General features: G+C 68.5%; 24 protein-coding genes. 21 read left to right on the forward strand and 3 right to left on the reverse strand.

The window, feature by feature from the left end; genetic code table 11:
• Positions 1–113: 113 nt before the first annotated feature.
• The 5 genes from CHC08_RS15855 (at position 114) to ffh (ending at position 6,653) form a co-directional block, all read left to right on the forward strand.
• Entirely contained in the window at positions 114–3,257 is a 3,144-nt protein-coding gene (locus CHC08_RS15855; protein WP_089208042.1) for a sensor histidine kinase, read from the forward strand.
• A 55-nt stretch (positions 3,258–3,312) separates the two neighbouring features.
• A complete protein-coding gene (locus CHC08_RS15860) occupies positions 3,313–3,726 on the forward strand; it encodes a roadblock/LC7 domain-containing protein (protein WP_204359038.1) in 414 nt (137 codons plus the stop codon).
• A 354-nt stretch (positions 3,727–4,080) separates the two neighbouring features.
• On the forward strand, positions 4,081–4,437 hold the full coding sequence (locus CHC08_RS15865; protein ID WP_089208134.1) for a DUF742 domain-containing protein: 357 nt from the start codon (positions 4,081–4,083) through the stop codon (positions 4,435–4,437).
• Positions 4,438–4,450: 13 nt separating this feature from the next.
• On the forward strand, positions 4,451–5,011 hold the full coding sequence (locus CHC08_RS15870; protein ID WP_089208133.1) for a GTP-binding protein: 561 nt from the start codon (positions 4,451–4,453) through the stop codon (positions 5,009–5,011).
• 85 nt (positions 5,012–5,096) lie between these two features.
• Positions 5,097–6,653, forward strand: a complete 1,557-nt coding sequence (ffh, locus tag CHC08_RS15875) for a signal recognition particle protein (RefSeq protein WP_089208044.1) — start codon at positions 5,097–5,099, stop codon at positions 6,651–6,653.
• 306 nt (positions 6,654–6,959) lie between these two features.
• Here the strand turns inward: ffh and CHC08_RS49590 are convergent, their stop codons facing one another.
• A complete protein-coding gene (locus CHC08_RS49590) occupies positions 6,960–7,265 on the reverse strand; it encodes a hypothetical protein (RefSeq protein ID WP_179282065.1) in 306 nt (101 codons plus the stop codon).
• Between the two features lie 258 nt (positions 7,266–7,523).
• On the opposite strand from CHC08_RS49590, the gene rpsP reads away from it, so the two are divergent.
• From rpsP to dprA, 12 genes are all read left to right on the forward strand, one after another.
• Complete coding sequence (rpsP, locus tag CHC08_RS15885; RefSeq protein ID WP_089208045.1) at positions 7,524–8,030, forward strand: 30S ribosomal protein S16; 507 nt, start codon at positions 7,524–7,526, stop codon at positions 8,028–8,030.
• Position 8,031: 1 nt separating this feature from the next.
• The gene (locus CHC08_RS15890) at positions 8,032–8,274 is read left to right on the forward strand and encodes an RNA-binding protein (RefSeq protein WP_089208046.1); all 243 of its coding nucleotides are present in this window, start codon (positions 8,032–8,034) and stop codon (positions 8,272–8,274) included.
• A gap of 103 nt (positions 8,275–8,377) precedes the next feature.
• Complete coding sequence (gene rimM / locus CHC08_RS15895) at positions 8,378–8,893, forward strand: ribosome maturation factor RimM (protein ID WP_089208047.1); 516 nt, start codon at positions 8,378–8,380, stop codon at positions 8,891–8,893.
• Position 8,894: 1 nt separating this feature from the next.
• On the forward strand, positions 8,895–9,668 hold the full coding sequence (trmD, locus tag CHC08_RS15900; protein WP_089208048.1) for a tRNA (guanosine(37)-N1)-methyltransferase TrmD: 774 nt from the start codon (positions 8,895–8,897) through the stop codon (positions 9,666–9,668).
• 292 nt (positions 9,669–9,960) lie between these two features.
• Complete coding sequence (rplS, locus tag CHC08_RS15905) at positions 9,961–10,314, forward strand: 50S ribosomal protein L19 (protein WP_089208049.1); 354 nt, start codon at positions 9,961–9,963, stop codon at positions 10,312–10,314.
• Positions 10,315–10,470: 156 nt separating this feature from the next.
• Positions 10,471–11,340: a signal peptidase I gene (gene lepB, locus CHC08_RS15910; protein ID WP_089208050.1), complete on the forward strand. Its 870-nt coding sequence runs from the start codon at positions 10,471–10,473 to the stop codon at positions 11,338–11,340.
• Positions 11,341–11,349: 9 nt separating this feature from the next.
• Entirely contained in the window at positions 11,350–11,979 is a 630-nt protein-coding gene (gene lepB / locus CHC08_RS15915) for a signal peptidase I (protein ID WP_089208051.1), read from the forward strand.
• Between the two features lie 64 nt (positions 11,980–12,043).
• A complete protein-coding gene (locus CHC08_RS15920) occupies positions 12,044–12,730 on the forward strand; it encodes a ribonuclease HII (RefSeq protein ID WP_089208052.1) in 687 nt (228 codons plus the stop codon).
• A 39-nt stretch (positions 12,731–12,769) separates the two neighbouring features.
• Positions 12,770–13,093: a DUF2469 domain-containing protein gene (locus tag CHC08_RS15925; protein WP_089208053.1), complete on the forward strand. Its 324-nt coding sequence runs from the start codon at positions 12,770–12,772 to the stop codon at positions 13,091–13,093.
• Between the two features lie 306 nt (positions 13,094–13,399).
• Positions 13,400–13,753: a YraN family protein gene (locus CHC08_RS15930; RefSeq protein ID WP_089208054.1), complete on the forward strand. Its 354-nt coding sequence runs from the start codon at positions 13,400–13,402 to the stop codon at positions 13,751–13,753.
• A 63-nt stretch (positions 13,754–13,816) separates the two neighbouring features.
• Positions 13,817–15,463 (forward strand): YifB family Mg chelatase-like AAA ATPase, encoded by a 1,647-nt coding sequence (locus CHC08_RS15935; RefSeq protein WP_089208055.1) that lies wholly within the window; start codon positions 13,817–13,819, stop codon positions 15,461–15,463.
• Positions 15,460–16,641, forward strand: a complete 1,182-nt coding sequence (gene dprA, locus CHC08_RS15940; RefSeq protein WP_089208056.1) for a DNA-processing protein DprA — start codon at positions 15,460–15,462, stop codon at positions 16,639–16,641. Before CHC08_RS15935 ends, dprA begins: the two co-directional genes overlap by 4 nt.
• A gap of 43 nt (positions 16,642–16,684) precedes the next feature.
• Here dprA and CHC08_RS50700 read toward each other — a convergent pair whose 3' ends face one another.
• On the reverse strand, positions 16,685–17,221 hold the full coding sequence (locus CHC08_RS50700) for a murein hydrolase activator EnvC family protein (RefSeq protein ID WP_245878344.1): 537 nt from the start codon (positions 17,219–17,221) through the stop codon (positions 16,685–16,687).
• 65 nt (positions 17,222–17,286) lie between these two features.
• On the opposite strand from CHC08_RS50700, the gene CHC08_RS15950 reads away from it, so the two are divergent.
• Positions 17,287–18,759 (forward strand): CoA transferase, encoded by a 1,473-nt coding sequence (locus tag CHC08_RS15950; RefSeq protein ID WP_245878345.1) that lies wholly within the window; start codon positions 17,287–17,289, stop codon positions 18,757–18,759.
• 54 nt (positions 18,760–18,813) lie between these two features.
• On the opposite strand, the gene CHC08_RS15955 is transcribed toward CHC08_RS15950, so the two are convergent.
• Positions 18,814–20,061, reverse strand: a complete 1,248-nt coding sequence (locus tag CHC08_RS15955; protein ID WP_245878346.1) for an MFS transporter — start codon at positions 20,059–20,061, stop codon at positions 18,814–18,816.
• A gap of 103 nt (positions 20,062–20,164) precedes the next feature.
• On the opposite strand from CHC08_RS15955, the gene CHC08_RS15960 reads away from it, so the two are divergent.
• The 3 genes from CHC08_RS15960 (at position 20,165) to tsf (ending at position 22,995) form a co-directional block, all read left to right on the forward strand.
• Entirely contained in the window at positions 20,165–20,764 is a 600-nt protein-coding gene (locus CHC08_RS15960; RefSeq protein ID WP_245878347.1) for an ArsR/SmtB family transcription factor, read from the forward strand.
• Positions 20,765–21,001: 237 nt separating this feature from the next.
• Positions 21,002–21,994, forward strand: coding sequence for a 30S ribosomal protein S2 (gene rpsB, locus CHC08_RS15965; protein ID WP_089208058.1), 993 nt, complete (start codon positions 21,002–21,004; stop codon positions 21,992–21,994).
• A 167-nt stretch (positions 21,995–22,161) separates the two neighbouring features.
• Complete coding sequence (gene tsf, locus CHC08_RS15970) at positions 22,162–22,995, forward strand: translation elongation factor Ts (protein WP_089208059.1); 834 nt, start codon at positions 22,162–22,164, stop codon at positions 22,993–22,995.
• Position 22,996: the final 1 nt, after the last annotated feature.

The following is a 22,996-nucleotide window of genomic DNA, read 5'->3' on the forward strand; positions in this document are numbered from 1 at the left end:
CCTCGCCCCATGGACGCGTCGGTGTCTCACACCTCCCAGGTGTTTCACACCGCTCAGGTGTTTGACGCGATCCTCTCCGTACCCGGCCGCCCGACGAGAGGCAGCGGATATCTATGAGGACAGCATCACCGCGTGAGGCCTCCGACATCGACAAGGCACTCGAAGCGTCCAGAGACCAGGACGAGGACAGGGCCGACGAGTACGGGGCCCCCGAGGTCCGGCGCGGCGGCAGATTCGCGCTGCGCAACTGGCGTGTGCGATCCAGGCTGATCGCCCTCGTTCTCATCCCGACCCTCGCCGGAGTCGCCTTCGGTGGTCTTCGGATCGTGTCCTCGGTGTCCAGCGCAGCCGACTACGAGCGCGCGGGAGCGATCGCCGACTTCGCCGTCCACCTGAGCAACCTCACCCACGAGCTGGCACTGGAGCGAGACCTCTCCGTGCGCTTCATCGCCGAGGGTCGCCGCATCGCCAACACACGCACGGCGATGAGGAACCAGCAGGCGGTCGTCAACAAGGCCGCCGGAGAGGTCCGGGCGAAGGTCGACTCGGTCGAGCAGATCAGCCAGGGCAGTTCGGGTGGGCAACGCATCCACGACGAGATCGCCCAGGTGCGCAGCCGCCTGACGGAGCTCACCAGCATGCGCCAGGTCGTCGCGAACACCGAGATGCTGGCCCAGCCCGCCATGGACATGTACTCGCGGGCGATCCTGGACCTGCACGCGATCCACAACGAGATCGGCCAGGGCGTCACCAACGACGAGGCCCTCACCAGCAGCGTCGGCGCGTTCGGCGCGCTGACCCGCGCGAAGGAGCAGGCCTCTCGCGAGCGCGCCGCCCTCGTGATCATCATTGCCTCCCAGCGCTTCGTCGGCGAGAGCTTCGACGCCTTCGTCTCCTCCCGCGCTCAGCGCGACAGTGAGCTCGTCACCTTCCGCGCCGAGGCCTCGCTCACCCAGCGCCAGGCCTACGACGACACGGTGAGCGGCCCGAAGAAGGACCAGGCCGAGCAGCTCCGCATCCGCGCGCTGATCGCCCCGACCCTGAGGCAGCTGCCGGGTGCCGTCCCCCTGCTGCCCCGGTCGCAGATCGACAAGTGGTTCAGCTCCACCAGCGACGTCATCGAGAACATGCGCGACGTCCAGAAGAGCATCGGCGAATCGATCATCGTCCGGACCAAGCAACTCCAGCAGGCGGAGCAGAACAGTGCGCTGATCGGCGGGGCCATCGTCACGGTCCTGCTGCTCTTCGTCCTCGCGATCACCGTCCTGATGGCCCAGTCGCTGGTCCGGCCGCTGCGCACGCTGCGTACCGAGGCCCTGTCGATCGCCGGTCGCCGGCTCCCGGAGACCGTGCAGAAGCTGCGGGAGGGCGGAGAGAACGCCGCTCCCCTGGAGATCTCCCCGATCGGAGTGGTCTCCGACGACGAGATCGGCCAGGTGGCCCGGGCCTTCGACGAGGTCCACCGCGAAGCCATCCGGCTGGCCGGTCAGGAAGCCACGCTGCGGAGCAACGTCAACGCGATGTTCGTCAACCTCTCCCGGCGAAGCCAGACTCTGGTCGAGCGCCAGCTCTCACTGATCGAGAGCCTAGAACAGGGCGAGCAGGACGAGGCCCGTCTCGGCAGCCTGTTCCGCCTCGACCACCTGGCCACCCGCATGCGCCGTAACAGTGAGAACCTCCTGGTCCTCGCCGGCCAGGAACCCGCGCGCCGCTGGAGCCAGCCGATCCCGCTGATCGACGTGGTACGCGCCTCGCTCTCCGAGGTCGAGAACTACGAGCGGGTGAACCTGCAGCTCTCCACCGGTGTGGCCGTGGTCGGCACGTCCGTCAACGACGTCGTGCACCTGATCGCGGAGCTCGTGGAGAACGCGATCTCCTTCTCCCCCAGGGAGACCAAGGTCATCGTGTCCAGCAACCGCATCGACGGCGGCGGCGTGATGATCTCGGTCAGCGACATCGGCATCGGCGTGACCCCCGAGGAGCTCGCCCAGGCGAACTGGCGACTGGCCAACCCCCCGGTGGTGGACGTCTCGGTGTCCCGCCGGATGGGTCTGTTCGTGGTCGGCCGTCTGGCCCTGCGGCACGGTATCCGCGTGCAGCTCAGGCAGCAGGACGGCGGCGGTCTGACCGCCATGGTCCAGCTCCCCGAGAACATGCTCTCCGCCCCCGCCAACCGGCAGATGCCCGGCGGTCCCGGAATGTCGCAGAGCGGCGACTGGGCCGGATCCATGACCTCGATGGACCGGGCGCCGGTGATGGCCAGCCCCACCTCGCTCGACCCCGCCCAGCAGGCCTTCGCCTCGTTCGAGGCCGCCCAGCGCTCCTTCGACATCGGGCAGCAACAGCAGCAGCAGTTCAACTCCTTCGAGGCCCCGCGGCCCTCCTACGACGGCGGCCAGTACGGCAGGCCGGCCCAGGGGCCGCCGAGCGGCACGCCCAGCTGGGCGAACACCTCCCAGGTGGAACCCGGGCCGTGGCCGAACGACCCGATGCGCGGTGGCGACTCCGGGATCTGGTCCCAGACGTCGAACGCGCTGAACACGCCCGTACGCGGGGCGGACTCCGATGTCTGGTCCAACAACTCCTCGACGCAGGCCGTCAACTCCGAGGGATGGGGCAGCACCTCGATCCACGGGGGCGACTCCGTCGGATGGCCGTCCGCGGGCAACTCGGGAATGTTCGAGCGACGCGGGTTCGACACCGCGGACAACACCGGCCCGTTGCCGGTGGTTCCCGACTCCTCACCCATGGAGGAGGCGCGGGAGGAATTCCTGCCGATCTTCGCGGCGGTCGAGTCGGACTGGTTCAGGAAGGTCGAGCCCGTAGCGGTCGCGCCCGTCCAGGACCCGCCCGAGACGGTCAAGGAGACCTCCAGGCCCCAACCGCTGCCCCAGCAGCAACAGCAACAGCAGAAACCACAACAGCAGCCCGCCCCGGCACCGGAATCCTGGTCGTCGCCGGCGGACGTGGGCTGGCAGGCGGCTCAGGCGGCCAGCGAGCCCTCACTTGGCGGGGTCACCGGTTCGGGGCTGCCCAAGCGGGTGCCCAAGGCGAACCTGGTGCCGGGAACGGCCGCTCCCGATCTGAGCGCGGCCTCCCAAACTCCCATGCCCCGACCCGTCGTCTCCCCGGAGGCGGTGCGCAACCGACTGGCGAGCTTCCAGCAGGGAGTCCGACAGGGCCGCGCGGCAGCCAGGGGCGAAACAGGCGACGGGCAGCCGTATCCCGATTTCGGTCGAAACGTTGAAGGAAACTAGGAGGACCGATGACTGAGCTCATCATGGTCGCCAAGGAGGATGACACGTGCGCGAAATGAGCCAGGCCGCCCGGGGGGTCAATTGGCTGATCACCGATTTTGTGAGCAACGTCCCAGGCGTGGCGCACACGGTTGTGGTGTCGGCGGACGGTCTGCCGTTGGCGTATTCCGACGGGTTCCCCAGGGACCGGGCGGACCAGCTGGCCGCTGTGGCCGCCGGTCTGATCAGTCTGACCCAGGGCGCCTCGAGGGTTTTCGAGGGTGGAGCCGTCACGCAGACCGTGGTGGAGATGCAGCGAGGGCTGCTCCTCATCATGTCGATCAGTGATGGTTCCTGCCTCGCCGTACTGGCCGCCGCCGACTGCGACATGGGGTTGGTGGCTTACCAGATGACGTTGCTCGTCGAGCGAGCCGGTCAGGTCCTGACACCGGCCGTCCGTGCCGAGCTTCAGTCTTCTCACCCTCGGTGATGGCGATGACGCTAGGAGGCTGCCGTGGCAGGTCGCGGTTGGACCGGTGAGGGTGACCCGTTGAGCGGGTCGCCTTATCAGGCGACGGACGACCCTTACCGTCAGCAGCAGGGGGGTCCCTACCAGCCGGCGGACGATCCTTACCGTCAGCAGCAGGGAAACCCCTACCAGCCGGCGGACGAGCCCTATCGTCAGCAGGGGAATCCCTATCAGCAGACGGAGGACCCCTACCGGCAGCAGCAGGGTGCTCCTCCCTACCCGCAGACGGAGGACCCCTACCGGCAGCAGCAGGGTGCTCCTCCCTACCCGCAGACGGAGGACCCCTATCGTCAACAGGGTGCTCCGTCGCATCTCATGCAGCCGCCACAGGGGGAGCAGAGCTCCCTCGTCCGGCCGTATGCCGTAACCGGGGGGCGGACCGCCCCCCGGACCCAGCTCGCCCTGGAGGCCCTGGTCTCCTCGGCGACGTCTGTACACCAAGATCTATCCACCCGCACTCCGGAGTACCAGGCGATCAGCGCCTTGTGCCGGCAAGTGCGTTCGGTCGCTGAGATCTCCGCGATGCTCCGCATCCCGCTCGGCGTGACCCGGATCCTGGTCGCGGACATGGCGGCCGAGGGTCTGGTTCAGCTGCATCAGCCGCAGCTGGACGCGGGCAAGCCGGATCTCAACCTGCTGGAAAGGGTGCTCAGTGGACTTCGCAGGCTCTAGCCGCGGCGGCGGCCTGACATCGACGAAAATTGTCGTCGCCGGTGGATTCGGCGTGGGTAAGACCACGTTCGTGGGGGCGGTGTCGGAGATCGTACCGCTGACCACCGAGGCGGTGATGACCGATGCCAGCGCCGGCATCGACGATCTCGGTCTCACCCCCAACAAGACCACCACCACGGTCGCGATGGACTTCGGCCGCGTCTCGCTGGACCGGGACCTGATCCTGTACCTGTTCGGTACGCCGGGTCAGCACCGGTTCTGGTTCATGTGGGACGACCTGGTCCGCGGCGCCATCGGGGCCATCGTGCTGGTCGACACCCGGCGGCTGGCCGACAGCTTCCCGGCGATCGACTACTTCGAGGAGGCCAAGCTCCCCTTCCTGGTCGCGGTCAACGGATGGGACGGGTCCTACCTGCACGGTGAGGACGAGGTGCGTGAGGCGCTGACCCTGGCGCCGCACATCCCCATCGCCCGGACCGACGCGCGCTCGCGCGACGCGGTGAAGGCCACGCTCATCACGCTGGTGGAGCACGCCCTCACCATGCGGATGGCCGTTCCCGGCTGGGGCCGCTAGGCGCCGAGGCGTCAGTCGCACCTCCCAACGAGATAGGCTGGGAGGTCGAGTCGCAGACCTGTAGCGCAGAGGCTGGCCAAATCACGTGTTCGAGACACTTTCCGACCGGCTGACATCGGTCTTCTCCTCCCTCCGTTCCAAGGGTCGGCTGTCCGAGGCCGACATCGACGCGACCTGCCGCGAGATCCGCATCGCGCTACTCGAGGCCGACGTCGCGTTGCCCGTGGTCAAGACGTTCGTCGCCCAGGTCAAGGAGCGCGCCCGGGGCGTCGAGGTCTCCCAGGCCCTGAACCCGGCGCAGCAGGTCGTCAAGATCGTCAATGACGAGCTTGTCGAGATCCTCGGCGGCGAGACCCGGCGGCTTCGCTATGCGAAGAACCCGCCGACCGTCATCATGCTCGCGGGCCTTCAGGGCGCCGGCAAGACCACGCTGGCGGGCAAGCTCGCTCGCTGGCTGCGTGAGCAGAGCCACACCCCGCTGCTGGTCGCCGCCGACCTTCAGCGCCCCAACGCGGTTCAGCAGCTCGCGGTCATGGCCGAGCGCGCGGGCGTCGCGGTCTACGCGCCCGAGCCCGGCAACGGCGTCGGCGACCCGGTCGCCGTGGCCCGCCAGTCGATCGACCACGCCAAGCGGCAGCAGCACGACATCGTCATCATCGACACCGCCGGCCGTCTGGGCATCGACCAGGAGCTGATGAGGCAGGCCGCCGACATCCGCGACGCGGTCTCGCCCGACGAGGTCCTGTTCGTCGTCGACGCCATGATCGGTCAGGACGCCGTCTCCACGGCCCAGGCCTTCATGGAGGGCGTCGGTTTCGACGGCGTCGTGCTCACCAAGCTCGACGGCGACGCCAGGGGCGGCGCCGCCCTGTCGGTCCGCCACATCACCGGCAAACCGATCATCTTCGCGTCCACCGGTGAGAAGCTCGAAGACTTCGACGCCTTCCACCCGGACCGGATGGCCTCCCGCATCCTCGACATGGGTGACATCCTCACCCTGATCGAGCAGGCCCAGAAGACCTTCGACGAGACCGAGGCCGCCAAGATGGCGGGCAAGCTCACCTCGGGCGAGGGCTTCACCCTGGAGGACTTCCTCGAGCAGATGATGATGGTCCAGAAGATGGGGCCCATCAAGAACCTGCTCGGCATGATGCCCGGCATGGGGCAGATGCGAGAGCAGCTCAACCAGGTCGACGACCGCGACCTGGACCGCGTCGCCGCCATCATCCGCTCGATGACCCCCGGCGAGCGTCAGAACCCGAAGATGATCGACGGCTCTCGCAGGGCTCGCATCGCCAAGGGTTCCGGCGTGACCGTGACCGAGGTGAGCGGCCTGGTCACCCGTTTCTTCGACGCCCAGAAGATGATGAAGCGGATGGCGGGCGGAATGGGCATCCCCGGTATGCCGGGGAGCCGCAAGGCGGGCAAGGCCGCACAGAAGAAGGCGGCCAAGGGGCGCCGGGTCAGTGGCGACCCGCGCAAGGCGGGGCTGGCCAAGGGCGGGTCCGACTCGGCCGACACCCCGGCCGTCCCGAGCGCGGGCGGGGTCCTCGGAAACCTGGGCGGCAGGCAGCTCCCGCCGGGCCTGGAGTTGCCGCCGGGCTTCGACCCCTCGAAGTTCAAGCTCCCCGGCCAGAAATGAGCGACGGAGGGTTTCACCGGCGGGCACGGTGGATCTGGGTGGTCATCGTGCTGGGCTTCATCGTCGTGACGGCCCTGGAGTTGCTTGGAGTAGAGCCCAAGTAGTGCAGTGAGCCTCGAACGGGTTCGAACGGCTCTCGGTGGGTCGGCTCGGACGGCTTGGGCAGGCATTTCGGATGCCACGGTGAGCCGGGTGGACCGTTCGGCTCCTCTGACGGCTCGGACGGATGACCCGGCTGATCCGTGAGAAGGCGGAGGGCGGGGACCGTGGGAAACCACGGTCCCCGCCTTCGTCGTCACACGCCCTTCATCGGTCCCGAGGCTCCCACCCGCCCCGAGACCCCCACTCGTTCCGAGGTCTTCTGTCACCCGGGGCAGGGGAAGGGGCCGGAGGCGAGAGCCGGATCATGGACGGGGTCGCGGACGGGGCCGCGGGTGCGGTCGAGGCCGGGGCGTCGTCGACGTCGGTGTGGGTGGTGCCGGGGGTGCCGCCGGGGGTCATGTCGGCGAAACCGGCCGGGGTCGCCCTGATGGCGAGCACCGCACCCAGTACGGCGACGGATCCGGTCGCGGTCAGCAGCAGAGATCTCAGGGTGGTTGCCACGGCGGTCATTTAGCGCAGCAGATCGAGCCGCCCAGCACGCCGGACACACGCGAATTACCGAGATTTGCCCTCTGCCAGCCGCATGAGATGTCTGGGGATTGGCCAGGCACTGCCGCGCGTCTGGCACAATGGCATGTTGGAACATCGTGACACGTGGGTGCCCTCTCACCCCCGCGTGCCATGCCTGTCCCTCGATCGGTCCTCTCTTCGTGCCCCACTCGACGAGATGCCGTTCACCCACGCTCTAATGCAGGAGAGACCACACCAGTGGCAGTCAAGATCAAGCTCAAGCGGCTCGGCATGATCCGCAACCCGCAGTACCGCATCGTCATCGCCGACAGCCGCACCAAGCGTGACGGCCGGGCGATCGAGGAGATCGGCCTGTACCACCCGAAGGAGAACCCCTCGCGCATCGAGGTCAACTCCGAGCGGGCGGCTTACTGGCTGGGTGTCGGCGCACAGCCGACCGATCCGGTGCTGAAGCTCCTCAAGCTCACCGGTGACTGGCAGAAGTTCAAGGGCGAGCCCGCTCCGGCTCCGCTCCTGGTCGCCGAGGCCAAGCCCGACCGTCACGCCGTCTACGAGTCCGCGGCCAAGGAGGCGCTGTCCCTTGAGGCCGCCGCCACCACGCCGAAGAAGTCGACTCGTAAGGCCGCTGTGAAGGCTGACGAGCCCGTCGCCGAGGCACCGGCTGAGCCCGTCGCGGCCGCCGAGCCCGTCGCGGTCTCCGAGGAGAAGCCGGCCGTGGAGGAGAAGCCGGAAGGCGAGGCCTGAGGTGCTCGAGGAGGCCCTCGAGCACCTGGTGAAGGGCATCGTCGAACATCCCGACGAGGTCCAGGTTCACGGCCGCCGCATTCGCAGCGGGCGTGTGCTTGAGGTCCGGGTCCACCCCGAGGACCTCGGCAAGGTCATCGGCCGTGGCGGCCGTACGGCCAAGGCGCTTCGCACTGTCGTGAACGCTCTGGGCGACGGCAAGTACGTTCGGGTCGATCTACTCGATCTGAACGAGGCCCGCTAGCCGACACGAGATCCACCAAGCGAACGGGTCACCCACCGAGCGTGGGTGACCCGTCTGCTTTCCATCTTCTTTTCATGACACGCAAATATTTGAGGAGGCGGGCGTGCAGCTTGTCGTAGGACGGATAGGCCGCCCGCACGGACTCCGGGGCGACGTGTCCGTGGAGGTGCGCACCGATGAGCCCGACAAGCGGTTCGTCGCCGGAGCGGCCATCGCCACCGAACCGGCGTCCACCGGTCCGCTGCTCATCGAGTCCGTACGCTGGCACTCCGGAACCCTGCTGATCAGGTTCGCGGGCGTGAACGACCGCGACCACGCCGAGGAGCTCCGCGGCACCATGCTCGTCATCGACTCGGCCGACATCCCGCCGCCCGAGGATCCCGACGAGTTCTACGACCACCAGCTCATCGGCCTCGCCGTGGTCACACCCGACGGCGAGCGGGTCGGCGAGGTGTCCGACGTGCTCCACCACGGCCAGGACCTGCTGGTCGTACGGCGCGGCAAGGCCGACGTCTACGTGCCCTTCGTGAAGGCTCTGGTTCCCGTCATCGACCTCGACAAGGGCATCCTCGTCGTGGACGGGCCGACCGGACTGCTCGACCCGGATGCGATCGCCTGACATGCGTGTCGACGTCATCTCGATCTTCCCGGAATACTTCGCCCCGCTCGACGTCTCCCTCATCGGCAAGGCCCGCGAGCGCGGCATCCTCGACATCCACCTCCACCAGCTCCGCGACCACGCCCACGACGTGCACCGCACCGTTGACGACACCCCCTACGGCGGCGGCCCGGGCATGGTCATGAAGCCGGACCCGTGGGGCGAGGCCATCGACGCCGTCCTCGCCGCCGATCCGGCCGCCCAGCCCAGGATCGTCGTGCCGACCCCCAGCGGGGTGCCCTTCACCCAGAAGCTCGCGATGGAGTACGCCTCGGAGCCCTGGCTGCTGTTCACCCCCGCCCGCTACGAGGGCATCGACTCCAGGGTCATGGCCGAGTACGGCTCGCGAATGCGGGTGGACGAGGTCGGCATCGGCGACTACGTGCTCGCCGGTGGCGAGGTGGCGGTGCTGGTGATGCTCGAGGCGGTCGGACGACTGCTGCCCGGGGTGCTAGGCAATGTCCGCTCGGCCGTGGACGACTCGTTCGCGCCGGGAGCGATGGAGAACCTCCTCGAGGGTCCCGTCTACACCAAGCCGCCGGAGTGGCGGGGGCACGAGGTCCCGGAGATCCTGCTCTCCGGGCACCACGGCAAGGTCGCCCGGTGGCGGCGGGACGAGGCGCTCCGCCGTACCGCCGCGAACCGTCCCGAGCTGCTGGCCTTGCTCGATCCGGAGAGCCTGGACAAGCACGATCGGCGGCTCCTGTCGGAGCTCGGACTCCCCACCCGGCCCTGACCTGCCCGTTTGATCGTCACGGCGTGGCCGGGGCCGAGTGCCTCACCGGCGGGCCCTTCCGCCTTTCGGCGAGGGCCGCAGAGGCGTTCAGACGGGTTGATTTTCAGTCTGCCGCGAAGATATGGCAGACTGAAGCGTTGTCGTCGGTCGTTCACGGGTCGGCGCGCACTGCCGGGTAGAGCGACTCCGGCTTCCAGGAGACCATCCACTTCAGCACGTGTGTCCATCATGATGCCGCCTCATCGCGGTCGGGTGGACCTCCGCGTGCGCGCGTAAATGAGGTAGCACTGCCATGCACACGCTGATCAGCGAGCTCGAGAAAACCGCGCTCCGCACCGATGTCCCGGACTTCCGTCCTGGTGACACGCTCGAAGTTCACGTCCGCGTCATCGAGGGCAGCCGCTCCCGTGTCCAGATCTTTAAGGGTTTTGTCCTGCGCCGCCAGGGCGGTGGCTCCCGCGAGACCTTCACCGTCCGCAAGGTCAGCTACAGCGTCGGTGTCGAGCGGACCTTCCCGGTGCACAGCCCGGTCATCGAGAAGATCACCCTCGTGAGCCGCGGCGACGTCCGTCGCGCCAAGCTCTACTACATGCGCGACCTGCGCGGCAAGGCCGCCCGCATCCGCGAGAAGCGCGACGCGCGCTAGAGCGCCCGGTAGCCTTCGCCTGGCCCGCACCCTCTACTCTCTGGGGAGCGGGCCAGACGCATGTAAGGAGGTTTGGCCTCCTATGGCAAGACGCATAGCTGTACGTACCCCACCACGCGACCGGTTGACCTCGGGCATCATCTAGGCTCGTCAGCGATGACTAGCGAAGACCGGGAGTACGGCGCAGCTTCGCGTCGACCTGTCGAGGACGAGGTGGACGTGGTCGCCGAAGAAACGCAGAAGAGCGCCAAGGGTGACAAGGACAAGAAAAAGGGCTCTTTCTGGAAAGAGCTGCCCGTCCTGGTCGTCGTCGCACTGGTCCTCGCGCTCATAATCAAGACCTTCGTGATCCAGGCGTTCTACATCCCGTCGGAGTCGATGGAGAACACCCTCCTCGTCAACGACCGGGTCCTGGTCAACAAGCCCGTCTACCGGATCCGTGACATCGAGCGCGGTGACGTGGTGGTTTTCTCCGGAGTCGAATCCTGGGACGGTGAGGTGCAGTTCGAGGAGCCGTCCAACCCGGTGGCCGGTTTCTTCCGCTGGGTCGGCACGGCCTTCGGCGTGGTGCCCGGCGAGAAGGACTACATCAAGCGGGTCATCGGCGTCGCCGGCGACACGGTGAAGTGCTGTGACGCGCAGGGCCGGGTCACGGTCAACGGCGTCCCCCTCGACGAGAAGAGCTATCTCTACCCCGGCGACAAGCCATCCACATCGGAGTTCGAGATCAAGGTGCCGGCGGATCGCCTGTGGGTGATGGGCGACCACCGGTCGGTCTCCCTCGACTCCCGCTCCCACCAGGGTGACCCCGGTGGGGGGACGATCCCGGTGGACAAGGTGATCGGCCGGGCCTTCGTGATCGTATGGCCTTTCTCCAGGGCCACTATTCTTCCCATTCCAGACACCTTCAGCCAGCCGGCCCTCAAGGCCGCCTCCGCGGCGGCGGGAGCCGCCCCGCTCCTCGCCGGTTTCGCGGGGGCCGTGCCGTTGCTGCTGTGGCGTCGTCGCTGGCTTTCAAGGCGGTAGCCGTACCCCATGACCGTTGACCCCGAGGCCAAGAAGGAAAACGAGCCCGAGAAGGGCAAGAGGAAAAAGTCATCCGGAAAGGGTGGTCTGCGCGAGTCGCTCTTCCTGCTCGTGTGCGGTGTGGTGGTGGCGTTGCTGCTCCAGGCCTTCGTCTTCCAGTCGTTCTGGATCCCTTCGGAGTCCATGGAGAACACCCTCGTCGAGCACGACCGAGTGATCGTCAACAAGCTGCACGGCGCTTCCGAACGCGGAGACATCGTCGTCTTCAAGGGCTGGGGCAACGAAGACACCATCAAGCGGGTCATCGCGATCGGCGGTGACACCGTGAAGTGCTGCGACGCCCAGAAGCGGATCACGGTCAACGGGGTGCCGATCGACGAGGGCGACTACCTGTACTCCATGGACTTTCCCTCGGGTGATCCGTTCGAGAAGGTCGTGCCCCAGGGGCGCCTGTGGGTGATGGGCGATCACCGTTCGGCCTCCGCCGACTCCCGGGACCACGAGGTGCACGAGGGGGACGGGACGATCTCCGAGGACGACGTGGTCGGTCGCGCCTTCGCGATCTACTGGCCGTTCTCCAGGGCGACCATCCTTTCGACGCCCGAGACGTTCACCAAGTCGTTCACCAAGGTGAGATAGCAGTACCGATTACACCGGATGGGGCGTACTCTCTGGGAATGGTTGCTCTGTCTGCCGTGGTGCCATGACGGTTGCGTTTCGCCCCAGACCCAGTGTGGTCCGGAGGGATTCGGGACTGTACGGCTATGAGCGGGCTCTCACGCGCCGCGGGCTGGGTCCCGTGGCGGGAGTCGACGAGGCCGGCAGGGGGGCCTGCGCCGGGCCGCTGGTGGTCGCCGCGGTGGTGCTGGGCCGTCCGATCGACGGCCTGAACGATTCCAAGCTGCTGACGGCCTCCCGGCGCGAGGCGCTGTACGAGCGGATCACGGCGACGGCGGAGGCGATAGGCCTGGTGGTGATCCCGCCGGGCGAGATCGACACGAGGGGCCTCCATAAATCCAACATCGATGGAATGCGCCGGGCCGTGGCACGGCTATCCTGTGAGTTTGGTTATGTGCTCACCGACGGGTTTCCCGTCCCAGGGCTGCCCGTCCCGTCACTCGGCATATGGAAGGGTGACCAGGTCGCGGCCTGCGTCGCCGCGGCCTCGATCGTGGCCAAGGTAACACGAGACAGGATGATGATCGCGCTGGACGAATGCCATCCCCGATACGGCTTCGCCGTACACAAGGGGTATGGCACCGTAGATCATCGCAGGGCCCTTGAGACTTACGGCCCTTGTCCGGATCACCGTTTCTCCTTCTCGACGGTGGCGCGGTCAGGGGCGGGCGGGGTGATGGGTGAGAATGAAGTGGGGGCCGGTGTCGCCTGATCGGGCGGGCCGGGGAGGGCGTTTAACAGGAGGACCGGTATGAGCGCAGAGGATCTCGAGAAGTACGAAACCGAGATGGAGCTGCAGCTTTACCGTGAGTACCGTGACGTCGTCGGCTTGTTCACCTATGTGGTGGAGACCGAGCGGCGTTTCTATCTCACCAACTCCGTCGATCTGGACGTCCGCACAGCTGAGAACGGCGACGTGTTCTTCGACGTGAAGATGCAGGACGCCTGGGTCTGGGACATGTACCGGCCCGCGAGGTTCGTGAAAAACGTGCGCGTGGTCACCTTCAAGGACGTGAACGTCGAGGAGCTCGCCAAGCCGGACCTGCAGATGCCCAAGGAGGGCTTCTCCGGCTGAGACGTCCTCCAGGAGCCCTCACAGACCGATCGAGGGGCGTCGCCCGACGAGTGCGGCCCCGTAGGTTCTGCTCCGTGTGCGCCGGGGCGCTTGACGAGTGCCTCCTGCCGCGCCTGGAGGGCTGTTCGACGGGCGTTGCTCCGTAGGCGCTCGGGGCTCCGCGAGCATTTTTCGATGAGTGCGGCTCACGGCCGGTCGAGAGTTGTCCACAGGTGTGGCCTCTGGTGGCTGTGTGTCCACAGAGCCGAATTCGGTTCCTCGGGGCCGTGGTGAGCTGAGCGAAGGTCTGGAACCGGAGGTGGTTCCATGGCCACGAAGGATGAGCTCGGTAAGCACGGTGAGCAGGTCGCCGTCGACTATCTGCTGGCACACGACATGCAGATCCTGGATCGCAACTGGCGGTGCCCGGACGGAGAGATCGACGTCGTCGCCCGCGAGGGGCGGACGCTCGTCGTGGTAGAGGTGAAGACCAGGTCCGGCCGCACCCACGGCACCGCCTTCGAGGCGGTAACCGAGGCGAAGGTCGCCCGCCTGCGCAGGCTCGCGGGCAGATGGCTGGGTGAGCAGGCCGAGGGGTTCGACGCGGTCCGCATCGATGTCATCGCGCTGGAGCGGTTCGCCGGAGATCTTGTCATCCGCCATGAGCGGGGGATGAGCTAGATGCCTCCGAAGATGTCCCCCGGACTGTCCTGGATCGTCCGCCACATCCAGGGGGTGGCGTGAGTGGCCGTCGCACGCACACACTGTGTCGCGCTGATCGGCGTGACAGGCCATCTCGTTGAGGTCGAGGCCGACGTGGGCAACGGCCTGGCCGGTCTCCATCTCACCGGCATGCTGGACACCGCGCTGAGCGAGGCACGAGATCGAGTCCGCTCGGCCGTGGTCAACAGCCGCCACACATGGCCCGACGCGCGGATCACCGTCAGCCTGTTTCCCGCCAGCCTGCCCAAGCGAGGAAGCATGTTCGATGTCGCGATCGCAGTGGCACTGCTGGCGGCGGCCGGAGTCGTGCCCATCGCCAAGGTCGCAGAGCCGTTCTTCCTGGGTGAGCTCGGTCTCGACGGATCCGTGAGACCGGTGCGAGGCGTGCTCCCCGCCGTGCTGGCGGCCGTCGCCGCCGGTGCCTGCACCGTCGTCGTCCCCGCACGCAACGCCGCCGAGGCCGGTCTCGTGCCGGATGTGACCGTGATCCCGGCCGCCACCCTGGGGCAATTGGTGAGCTGGCTTCGGAGCGACGATCCGTTCGACGGCCTGCCCGCCGAAGGACCCGGCCCCGGCGGCGCAGGGGATGGCGCGCGACCGGTTTCCTCGGGCGTGCCCGGATTCTCCCGGTCCTCGGGCGGGCCCGGCTCTTTTGCCGATCCCGGGTTCTCGGCCGGTCACGGAGCCTCCGCGGGCCCCGGCGCGATACTCCCCGACCTGGGAGACGTGGCGGGCCAGCCCCTCGCCCGCCACGCGCTGGAGGTCTGCGCCGCCGGCGGGCACAACCTCTGGATGCTGGGCCCTCCCGGCACCGGCAAGACGATGCTCGCCGAGCGATTGCCCACCCTGCTCCCGCCTCTGCAACTGGATCAGGCACTTGAGGTGACCGCGATCCACTCGGTCGCCGGAGTGCTGCCCCAGGACCGCCCGCTGCTGATCCGTCCGCCCTTCATGGCGCCCCACCACACCGCGACCGTCGCGGCCATCATCGGTGGTGGCGGCGGAATGATCCGCCCCGGTGCGGTCTCGCTCGCTCATCGGGGAGTCCTGTTCATGGATGAGGCTCCCGAGTATCCGATGGCCGTGCTCGACTCGCTCAGGCAGCCTCTGGAGTCGGGCAGGGTGACGGTCTCCAGGGCGCTGGGCTCGGTCACGTTCCCCGCCAGGTTCATGCTGGTCCTGGCCGCGAACAAGTGCCCGTGCGGGCAGCCGTCCGTCGCCAGTGACCCGTGTAGGTGCACCCCCACGGTCCGGCGCCGCTACCTGGGCAGGATCTCCGGCCCGTTGCTGGACCGCGTGGACGTCAAGGTCAGCCTCCATCGGTCGACCAGGCGTGAGCTCCTCGCCGACCGCCGGTTCATCGAGCCGAGCCGGGTGGTGGCCGAGCGGGTGCTGGTCGCGCGCGAGCGCGCCGCCAAGCGATTGGCGAACACGCCGTGGCGGTGCAACGCGGAGGTGCCCACCCGTGCGCTCCACACCGAATACCGGCCGCCGCCGAAGGCGATGTTCCCCCTCCTCCAGCAACTGGACAGCGGCCGGTTGAGCGCCCGCGGGCTCGACCGGGTGCTCAAGTTGGCCTGGACCCTGGCCGATCTCGGGGGCAAGAAGGAGCCCGAGCTCCACGAGACCAACTCCGCACTCGGACTGTGGCTGGGGGAAGAGTGGTGAGCGACAGGCTCGCACGGGTCACGCTGCTGCGGCTGGCCGAGCCGGGAGACACCGTGATGGGCAGGCTCGTCGCCTCCTACGGCCCGGAGGCCGCCGTCGGACAGATCCGTGAGAGGGCCTTGGATCCCGAGTTCACCCGGTGGTTCGTGAGCTCCCATCGCAGGAGCCCGGCCGGATCGCAGGATGGGCAGCCCGCCGCCAGACTCGCTCGGATGCTCGCCTCCTGGTCGGCTCGGCTGGAGACGGCCGACGCCGCCCGAGACCTGGCCGAGGGCGAGTGGGGAGGCGCCAGATTGGTGATCCCCGGCGATCCCGAGTGGCCGACCCAACTGGACGACCTGGGAGACTCCCGGCCTCACGCCCTCTGGCTCCACGGTGAGGCCGACCTGCGGTTCTCCTGCCTTCGGTCCGTCGCGGTCGTCGGTTCGCGGGCCGCCACGCCCTATGGCACGCATATCGCGGCGGAGTTCGGAGCCGGGCTGGGTGAGCGCAATTGGTGCGTCGTTTCCGGTGGTGCGTACGGCGTCGACGGGGCGGCCCATCGCGGTGCCCTGGCAGGTGAGACGGCGACTGTCGCCGTGCTCGCCTGCGGCACCGACGTCGCCTACCCCAGCGCGCATCATCAGCTGTTCGCGGCCGTGCGCTCGCAGGGCGTGCTGGTGAGCGAGTGCCCGATGGGCGCCCACCCGACCCGGCTGCGGTTCCTGGTCCGCAACCGGGTCATCGCCGCGCTGTCGCGGGGCACCGTGGTCATCGAGGCGGCCGTGCGCAGCGGGGCGCTCAACACCGCGAAGCACGCGATCGCGTTGAACCGTCACCTGGCCGCCGTGCCGGGGCCGGTGACCTCGGAGAACTCGGCCGGATGCCACCGGTTGATCCGTCAGGGAACGGCCACCTGCGTCACCGCTCCGGAAGAGATGATCGAGCTTGTCGGCGCGATGGGCGCCGATCTGGCTGCCGAGCCGCGTGGCCCGGTGCTTCCCCGGGACCAGCTGGACCCGGAGACACGACGGGTCCTCGAGGCCATGCCCGCCCGGATCGGGGTAGGCCCGGCGACGATAGCGGTGGACGCGGGCGTCGACCTGGAGACGGTGCTCTCCTGCCTCGGTGGCCTGGCCGCCGCCGGATACGTGGAGCGCGGCTCCCGAGGCTGGCGCCTACGCCCCGAGCATCCTTAGTATCAGGGCCACCGTCGTGTCCGGTGGCCCCGGCGTTTGGGGGTCATGGCCGGGCGGGGAGCAGCCTGACCTGGCCGTGGCCCAGCAGGAGCAGCGGGTCGAGGTACAGGTGCTCGCGGAGCAGACCCCAGTGCAGGCAAACGGCCGGGCAGTGCCCGCGAACGTCCTGCACGACGCCGATCACCTCGCCCCCGCTCACCGTCTGCCCACGCCGTACCGACGGCTGGACGGGAAGGTAGGTCGTCCGCAGGCCGCCTGCGTGGAGCACGGTGACCACGCCCCGCTCGGCGAGTGGTCCGGCGTAGCCGATGATCCCTGGTCCTGCCGCCCGGACCTCAGCGCCGGGCGTCGCGACGAGATCGACGCCCCGATGCCCGCTCAGCCACGGCTGCGGCGGCGGTGCGAAGCCTCGGATCACCTGGGGTCGCCCGGCGAGTGGCCACTCCCAGCGGGCGGAGGGCTCGGGCGCCCTCCCGTGGCTCATTTCGCCGGTCATGGCGTGCGGCCCCGCCGTTCCCGGTACGGCGAACAGCAGCGCGGACAACAGAGCTCGGACCCCGGAGGCGTAGAGAGAATTCACGCACCCGAGGATGGAGACCTCACGGGGACGCGAGCGGACCGAGCGGGATTCTGTGGACAGGCGACATGGGGCTGTGGACCAACCAGACCGACCTGACCGACCTGACCGACCTGACCGACCTGACCGACCTGACCGAGGAGGGTGGCGTGACCGAGGAGAACATGGTCGAGGGCCGCATCCATGAGCTGGCCGCCGAGGTGAGGGTCGAGCTGCCATCGGTCAGGTGCACCGGGGACGACCCGGTGCTGCCTTCCGTCTTCCGGGTGGGCACCGCTGCCGCCGTCGCCGTTGGAGCCGCCACCGCCGCGGCCGCGGCTCTCCTGGGGAAGACACGGAAGGCCGCGGTGGACGAGGCGCGGGAGGTCGTGGTGGACATGCGGGAGGCCGCGGTCGCCTTCCGTGACGAGCGCTACTTCAGAATCGACGGTGCCACCGGGGAACTGTGGGCCGCGCTCTCCGGTGACTACCGGACCGCGAACGGCTGGATCCGGCTGCACTGCAACTTCGATCACCACCGTGACGCGGTTCTCGCGGCGCTGGGGCTGCCCGCGGGGGCGGACAGGGATGCCGTCGCCCAGGCCTGCGCGGGCCGTACCGCCGTCGAGATCGAGGAGTCCGTGACGGCCGCCGAGGGATGCGCGGCGGCGATGCGCAGCCGCGCGGAGTGGCGAGGACACCCGCAGGCCCGCGTGGTCGCCGAGTCGCCGCTCATCGATCTGACCCGGATCGATGACACCGGCCCCGTCCGGCCCGGTGACGAGGGCCCGATGCGGATGCGGCCGCTGGGCGGGGTGCGGGTGCTGGACCTGACCAGGGTGCTCGCGGGACCGGTGGCGACACGTTTCCTGGCCGCCCATGGAGCCCAGGTGCTCAGGGTGGGAGCCGAGCACCTGCCCGAGGTCCCGGGGCTGGTGATCAGCACCGCTTTCGGAAAGCGGTCCTGCCGGCTCGATCTGAGGACTCCCGCCGGAGCCGCCGCGCTGCGCGACCTGGTCGCCGGGGCGGACGTGTTCGTGCAGTCGTATCGGCCGGGCGCCCTCGAAGCACTGGGCTTCGGCCCCCGGGAGCTGGCCGCGCTCAGACCCGGAATCGTGTGCGTGGACATCTCGGCGTACGGCTCGCGCGGGCCCTGGGCGGGCAGGCGCGGGTTCGACAGCCTGGTTCAGATGGCGTGTGGCATCGCGCACGAGGGTGGCGGTGGATCGCGGCCGCGTCCTCTGCCCGCCCAGGTCCTCGACCATGCCACCGGTTACCTGGCGGCCTTCGGAGCGATGGCCGCGCTGCTCCGCCGGCCGGTCGAGGGCGGTTCGTGGCGGGTGCGGCTCTCCCTGGCCAGGACCGCGCAGTGGCTGGACGGTTTCGGCCGGGTCGACGGGGCGGGCACGCCGGATCCGGACGTCTCCGACCTGATGGAGGAGATGGACAGCGCCTTCGGCAGGCTCGCCTACCTCCGGCCGCCCGGCACGATAGACGGTGCCTCGCCGTACTGGTCGAGCCCGCCGCCCGGACAGGGAGAGCATCCGCCCGCCTGGTGGTGAAGCCCCGGTGGTGGGACCTCGGTGCTGAGGCCGTGGTGAGGCCGGCCGCCGGAGTCATCGTGCTTCTCGCGGGGAGAAGTGGCGGAGCGGGGAGAGCCAGATCCACGGGATCGTGAGCAGGACTCCGACCGCGCCGATCCACAGCACCGGGCGCAGCCCCAGCAGGCTGCCGAGCAGGCCGCCCGTGAGGCCGCCGAAGGTGAGAACGCCCTGGATCGTGAAGGTCAACGTGGCGTTGACCCGGCCCATCAGTTCGGCGGGGGTCTCGCGAAGGGTGACGGCGCCCATGCAGACGGCGAAGAACACGACGGCCATGCCGCTGATCAGCGCGCTGGCGGACATGAGCAGGAATTTGCCCCATACCGGGCCGGAGGCGAGCGCCGCGACCACGAAGTCGATCGGGAACAGCAGCACGGAGTAGGCCAGCATCCGGTTCTCGCCGAACCTTCTGACCAGGCGCGGGGTGACGGCCGCCCCGACCAGGCCGCCGACGCCGAAGAAGGCGGTGATCCCGCCGACCAGTCCCGCGGGCAGGCCGATCACATCGAGGGCGTAGAGCACGAACAACGCCATGTACACGCTGCCGAAGAAGTTGATCGTGATTCCGCAGCCGCAGAGTGCGCGGAGCGTCGGGTGCCGGACCACCGCGTGCAGACCCTCGCGGACCTCGATCCACATTCCGCGCGGGGGAGCGGGGGTGTGGTTCTCCGGCGCCGCGATCCTCCGGATCAGGAACGCCGAGACCAGGAACGACACCGCATCGGCCAGGATCGCGAACGGTGCCGTGACCAACTGGACGAGCAGCCCGGCGAGTCCGGGACCGCCGACGCTGGCGAGGGCGTAGGCCGACTGGAAGCCCGCGAGCGCCTCGGTCCGCTGGCTCTCGTGGACCACCGTGACCAGGTGCGGGAAGTTGACCGCCCGGAAGATCACGGAGCAGGTGCCGACGACAAACGCCATCGCGATGAGCCACGGCACGGTCAGCAGTCCGGCGATCCAGGCCGCGGGGATCGTGGCCATGGCCGCGGCCGAGATCACCTCACAGGCGATCATGACCGGCCGGTGCCGTCCCAGCCGGTCGGCGATGGCACCCGCCTGGAGCCCGATCAGCAGGTAGGGCAGTGAGGTCACGGCGGTGAGGATGCCCATCTGGACGGGGGAGGCGCCGAGCAGGATGGCGGCGGTCAGCGGTATGGCCAGCCGGGAGACCTCGGCGCCGGTCTCGGAGACGGCGCGGGCGGAGAGCAGTAGCCGGTAGTCGCGCTGTTTCTTGAGGGGGACCTGCTGGAACACGGGGATCACGGCGCCTTCCGGGAGGTCTGAAGGGAACGCTTCATATTTATGAAGGTAACCCTTCAGAGTTGTGAAGGCAATACTTCAGACCTGGAATGGGTACGGTTCCCTCATGACCCAGGCACGGAGGCCGCTCACCGATCCCACGGCGATGCGCGCGCTGGCGCACCCCGCGCGGCTCGCGATCCTGACCCGGCTCCAGGAGGGCCCCGGCACGGCGACCGAGGTCGCCGAGGTCGTCGGGGTCACACCGAGCGCGGCCAGCTATCACCTGCGAATGCTCGCCAAATACGGCTTCGTCGAGGATGCGCCCGCGCGCGGTGACGGCAGGGAGCGTCTGTGGCGCCACGGCGGTTCGGGTCTGACCGTCACCCCCGAGGCGGACGACCTCCCGGAGGTGCGCAGCGCCAAGGAACTGCTGATCAAGATCGTGCGCGACCAGGCGGGGGATGAGATGACCCGGGCGCTGGACAACCACGACAGGGAGTCCCAGGAATGGCGCGATGCCTCGATCTTCCACCGCACGGTCCTGCTGGTCGACGCCGAGGAGCTGAAGCGGCTGGGCGAGCAGATCGACGAGCTGCTCGCCCCCTACCTGGTCTCCGCCAGGGACAGGTCCCAGGCGTCCACCGGGGTGCGGATCTCCGAGGCGCAGGTGAGTCTTTTCCCCCGCGTCGTACGCCGGCCGCATGGGCTGCCGCGCGAGGGATAGGGAAGTCTGACGCGCTGGGGCCGCTGAGGTCAAGGTAAGGCCCGTTAACGGGTAGACTTTTCGATGGCCTGTATTCATGGGCCGACTTCGCATGCCCCGTAAAGAACCGCGGTCCCTCGGTCCGGGTGAGAGCCCGGCTGGATCCGGTTCGGGGTATCAGGGCGACAGCCGCAGGCTGTCGCGTCAAAACCGAGAACTGCGCCCAGCGATGGGCGCCCCGACCTGGAGGACAATCACATGTCCACCCCCGTCGTCACCATGCGACAGCTGCTGGAAAGCGGCGTTCACTTCGGTCACCAGACTCGTCGCTGGAACCCGAAGATGAAGCGTTTCATCTTCACGGAGCGCAACGGCATCTACATCATCGACCTGCAGAAGTCGCTGGCCTTCATTGACCGGGCCTACGACTTCGTCAAGGAGACCGTCGCGCACGGCGGCACGATCATGTTCATCGGCACGAAGAAGCAGGCCCAGGAGGCCATCGCCGAGCAGGCCGCGCGTGTCGGCATGCCGTATGTCAACCAGCGCTGGCTGGGTGGCATGCTCACCAACTTCTCCACCGTGCACAAGAGGCTCCAGCGTCTGAAGGAGCTCGAGGAAGTCGACTTCGACAACGTGGCCGCCTCGGGGCTCACGAAGAAGGAGCTCCTCATGCGCCGCCGCGAGAAGGAGAAGCTGGAGCGCACCCTCGGCGGTATCCGCGACATGTCCCGGATCCCCAGCGCGGTGTGGATCGTCGACACCAAGAAGGAGCACATCGGGATCAGTGAGGCCCGCAAGCTTCACATCCCGGTCGTCGCGATCCTCGACACCAACTGTGACCCGGACGAGGTCGACTACCCGATCCCGGGTAACGACGACGCGATCCGCGCCGTCGGCCTGCTGACCCGCGTCGTCGCCGACGCCGTCGCAGCCGGTCTCATGGCCCGCGCCGGTGCCAACCGCGGCGACGACAAGCCGGCCGTCGCCGGTGGCGCCGAGCCGCTGGCCGAGTGGGAGCAGGAGCTGCTGACCGGCAGCACCGAGAGCGTCGCCGAGGCCGCTCCGGCCGCCGAGGCTGACGCGGAGACCTCCGAGGTCGCCGAGGCCGAGGTTGCCGAAGCCGAGGTCACGGAGGCCCCCGAGGCCGCCGAGGCTGAGGTCGAGGCCGCTCCGGTCGCCGACGAGGAGGCCGCTCCGGCCGCCGAGGCCGAGGCCAAGCCCGCCGACAAGACCGACGAGCAGGCGTAGTTTCGTCGCTTCGCCGTTTGTCGCTTCTTCTCGTACGGCCCGGCCGTACGACCCGCACGACCCTTCCGGGTGGGTGCCCTCACCTGAGGGCACCCACCTGATCCACCCAGCTACCTGATCTCATGCCGACTTCTGAGATCAGTGATGATCCCGACGAGGAAAAGACAATGGCTTCCGTGAACATGGCCGACGTGAAGCGGCTTCGTGAGCTGACCGCCGCCGGCATGATGGACTGCAAGAAGGCTCTTGAGGAGTCCGAGGGCGACTTCGACCGCGCCGTCGAGATCCTGCGGCTCAAGGGCGCCAAGGACGTTGGCAAGCGCGAGGCTCGCACCGCCTCCAACGGCCTGGTCGCTCTGAAGCAGGACGGCGACTCCGCCGCCGCGCTGCTCGAGCTCAACTGCGAGACCGACTTCGTCGCCAAGGGCGAGCGTTTCCAGGAGCTCGCGGCCCAGGTCGTCGCGCACATCCTGGCCACCAAGCCCGCCGACGTTCCCGCGCTGCTCGACTCCGACCTCGGTGGCAGCAGCGTCAAGACGCACCTGGACGAGGCTAACGTCGCGCTCGGTGAGAAGATCGAGATCCGCCGTTTCGCGGTGCTCGAGGGCGGCTTCATCGGCGCCTACATGCACAAGACCGACCCCCAGCTTCCCCCGGCGGTCGGCGTTCTCGTGCAGCTCGACAGCGCGAACGCCGAGGTCGCCAAGGACATCGCGCAGCACGCCGCCGCGATGGCTCCGAAGTACCTCAGCTCCGCCGAGGTCCCCGCTGACGTCATCCAGAAGGAGCGCGCGCTCTTCGAGGAGATGACCCGCGAGGAGGGCAAGCCCGAGGCCGCCATCGGTAAGATCGTCGATGGACGGATCAACGGCTGGTACAGGGACTTCACCCTGCTTGAGCAGGCTTTCGTGAAGGACAACAAGAAGTCCATCGCGAAGTTCGCCGACGACAACGGTGTCAAGGTCCAGGCCTTCGTCCGCTTCAAGGTCGGCCAGGCTTAAA

The organism is Streptosporangium subroseum, assembly GCF_900188345.1.
GTDB lineage: Bacteria > Actinomycetota > Actinomycetes > Streptosporangiales > Streptosporangiaceae > Streptosporangium > Streptosporangium subroseum.

What these genes read in the sequence shown, in the direction of transcription:
- CHC08_RS15855 (WP_089208042.1), top strand. Translation starts at nt 114, where the DNA reads ATGAGGACAGCATCACCGCGTGAGGCCTCCGACATCGACAAGGCACTC.
- CHC08_RS15860 (WP_204359038.1), top strand. Translation starts at nt 3,313, where the DNA reads ATGAGCCAGGCCGCCCGGGGGGTCAATTGGCTGATCACCGATTTTGTG.
- CHC08_RS15865 (WP_089208134.1), top strand. Translation starts at nt 4,081, where the DNA reads ATGCAGCCGCCACAGGGGGAGCAGAGCTCCCTCGTCCGGCCGTATGCC.
- CHC08_RS49590 (WP_179282065.1), bottom strand. Translation starts at nt 7,265, where the DNA reads ATGACCGCCGTGGCAACCACCCTGAGATCTCTGCTGCTGACCGCGACC.
- trmD (WP_089208048.1), top strand. Translation starts at nt 8,895, where the DNA reads ATGCGTGTCGACGTCATCTCGATCTTCCCGGAATACTTCGCCCCGCTC.
- rplS (WP_089208049.1), top strand. Translation starts at nt 9,961, where the DNA reads ATGCACACGCTGATCAGCGAGCTCGAGAAAACCGCGCTCCGCACCGAT.
- lepB (WP_089208050.1), top strand. Translation starts at nt 10,471, where the DNA reads ATGACTAGCGAAGACCGGGAGTACGGCGCAGCTTCGCGTCGACCTGTC.
- lepB (WP_089208051.1), top strand. Translation starts at nt 11,350, where the DNA reads ATGACCGTTGACCCCGAGGCCAAGAAGGAAAACGAGCCCGAGAAGGGC.
- CHC08_RS15920 (WP_089208052.1), top strand. Translation starts at nt 12,044, where the DNA reads ATGACGGTTGCGTTTCGCCCCAGACCCAGTGTGGTCCGGAGGGATTCG.
- CHC08_RS15925 (WP_089208053.1), top strand. Translation starts at nt 12,770, where the DNA reads ATGAGCGCAGAGGATCTCGAGAAGTACGAAACCGAGATGGAGCTGCAG.
- CHC08_RS15930 (WP_089208054.1), top strand. Translation starts at nt 13,400, where the DNA reads ATGGCCACGAAGGATGAGCTCGGTAAGCACGGTGAGCAGGTCGCCGTC.
- CHC08_RS15950 (WP_245878345.1), top strand. Translation starts at nt 17,287, where the DNA reads ATGGGGCTGTGGACCAACCAGACCGACCTGACCGACCTGACCGACCTG.
- CHC08_RS15960 (WP_245878347.1), top strand. Translation starts at nt 20,165, where the DNA reads ATGACCCAGGCACGGAGGCCGCTCACCGATCCCACGGCGATGCGCGCG.
- rpsB (WP_089208058.1), top strand. Translation starts at nt 21,002, where the DNA reads ATGTCCACCCCCGTCGTCACCATGCGACAGCTGCTGGAAAGCGGCGTT.
- tsf (WP_089208059.1), top strand. Translation starts at nt 22,162, where the DNA reads ATGGCTTCCGTGAACATGGCCGACGTGAAGCGGCTTCGTGAGCTGACC.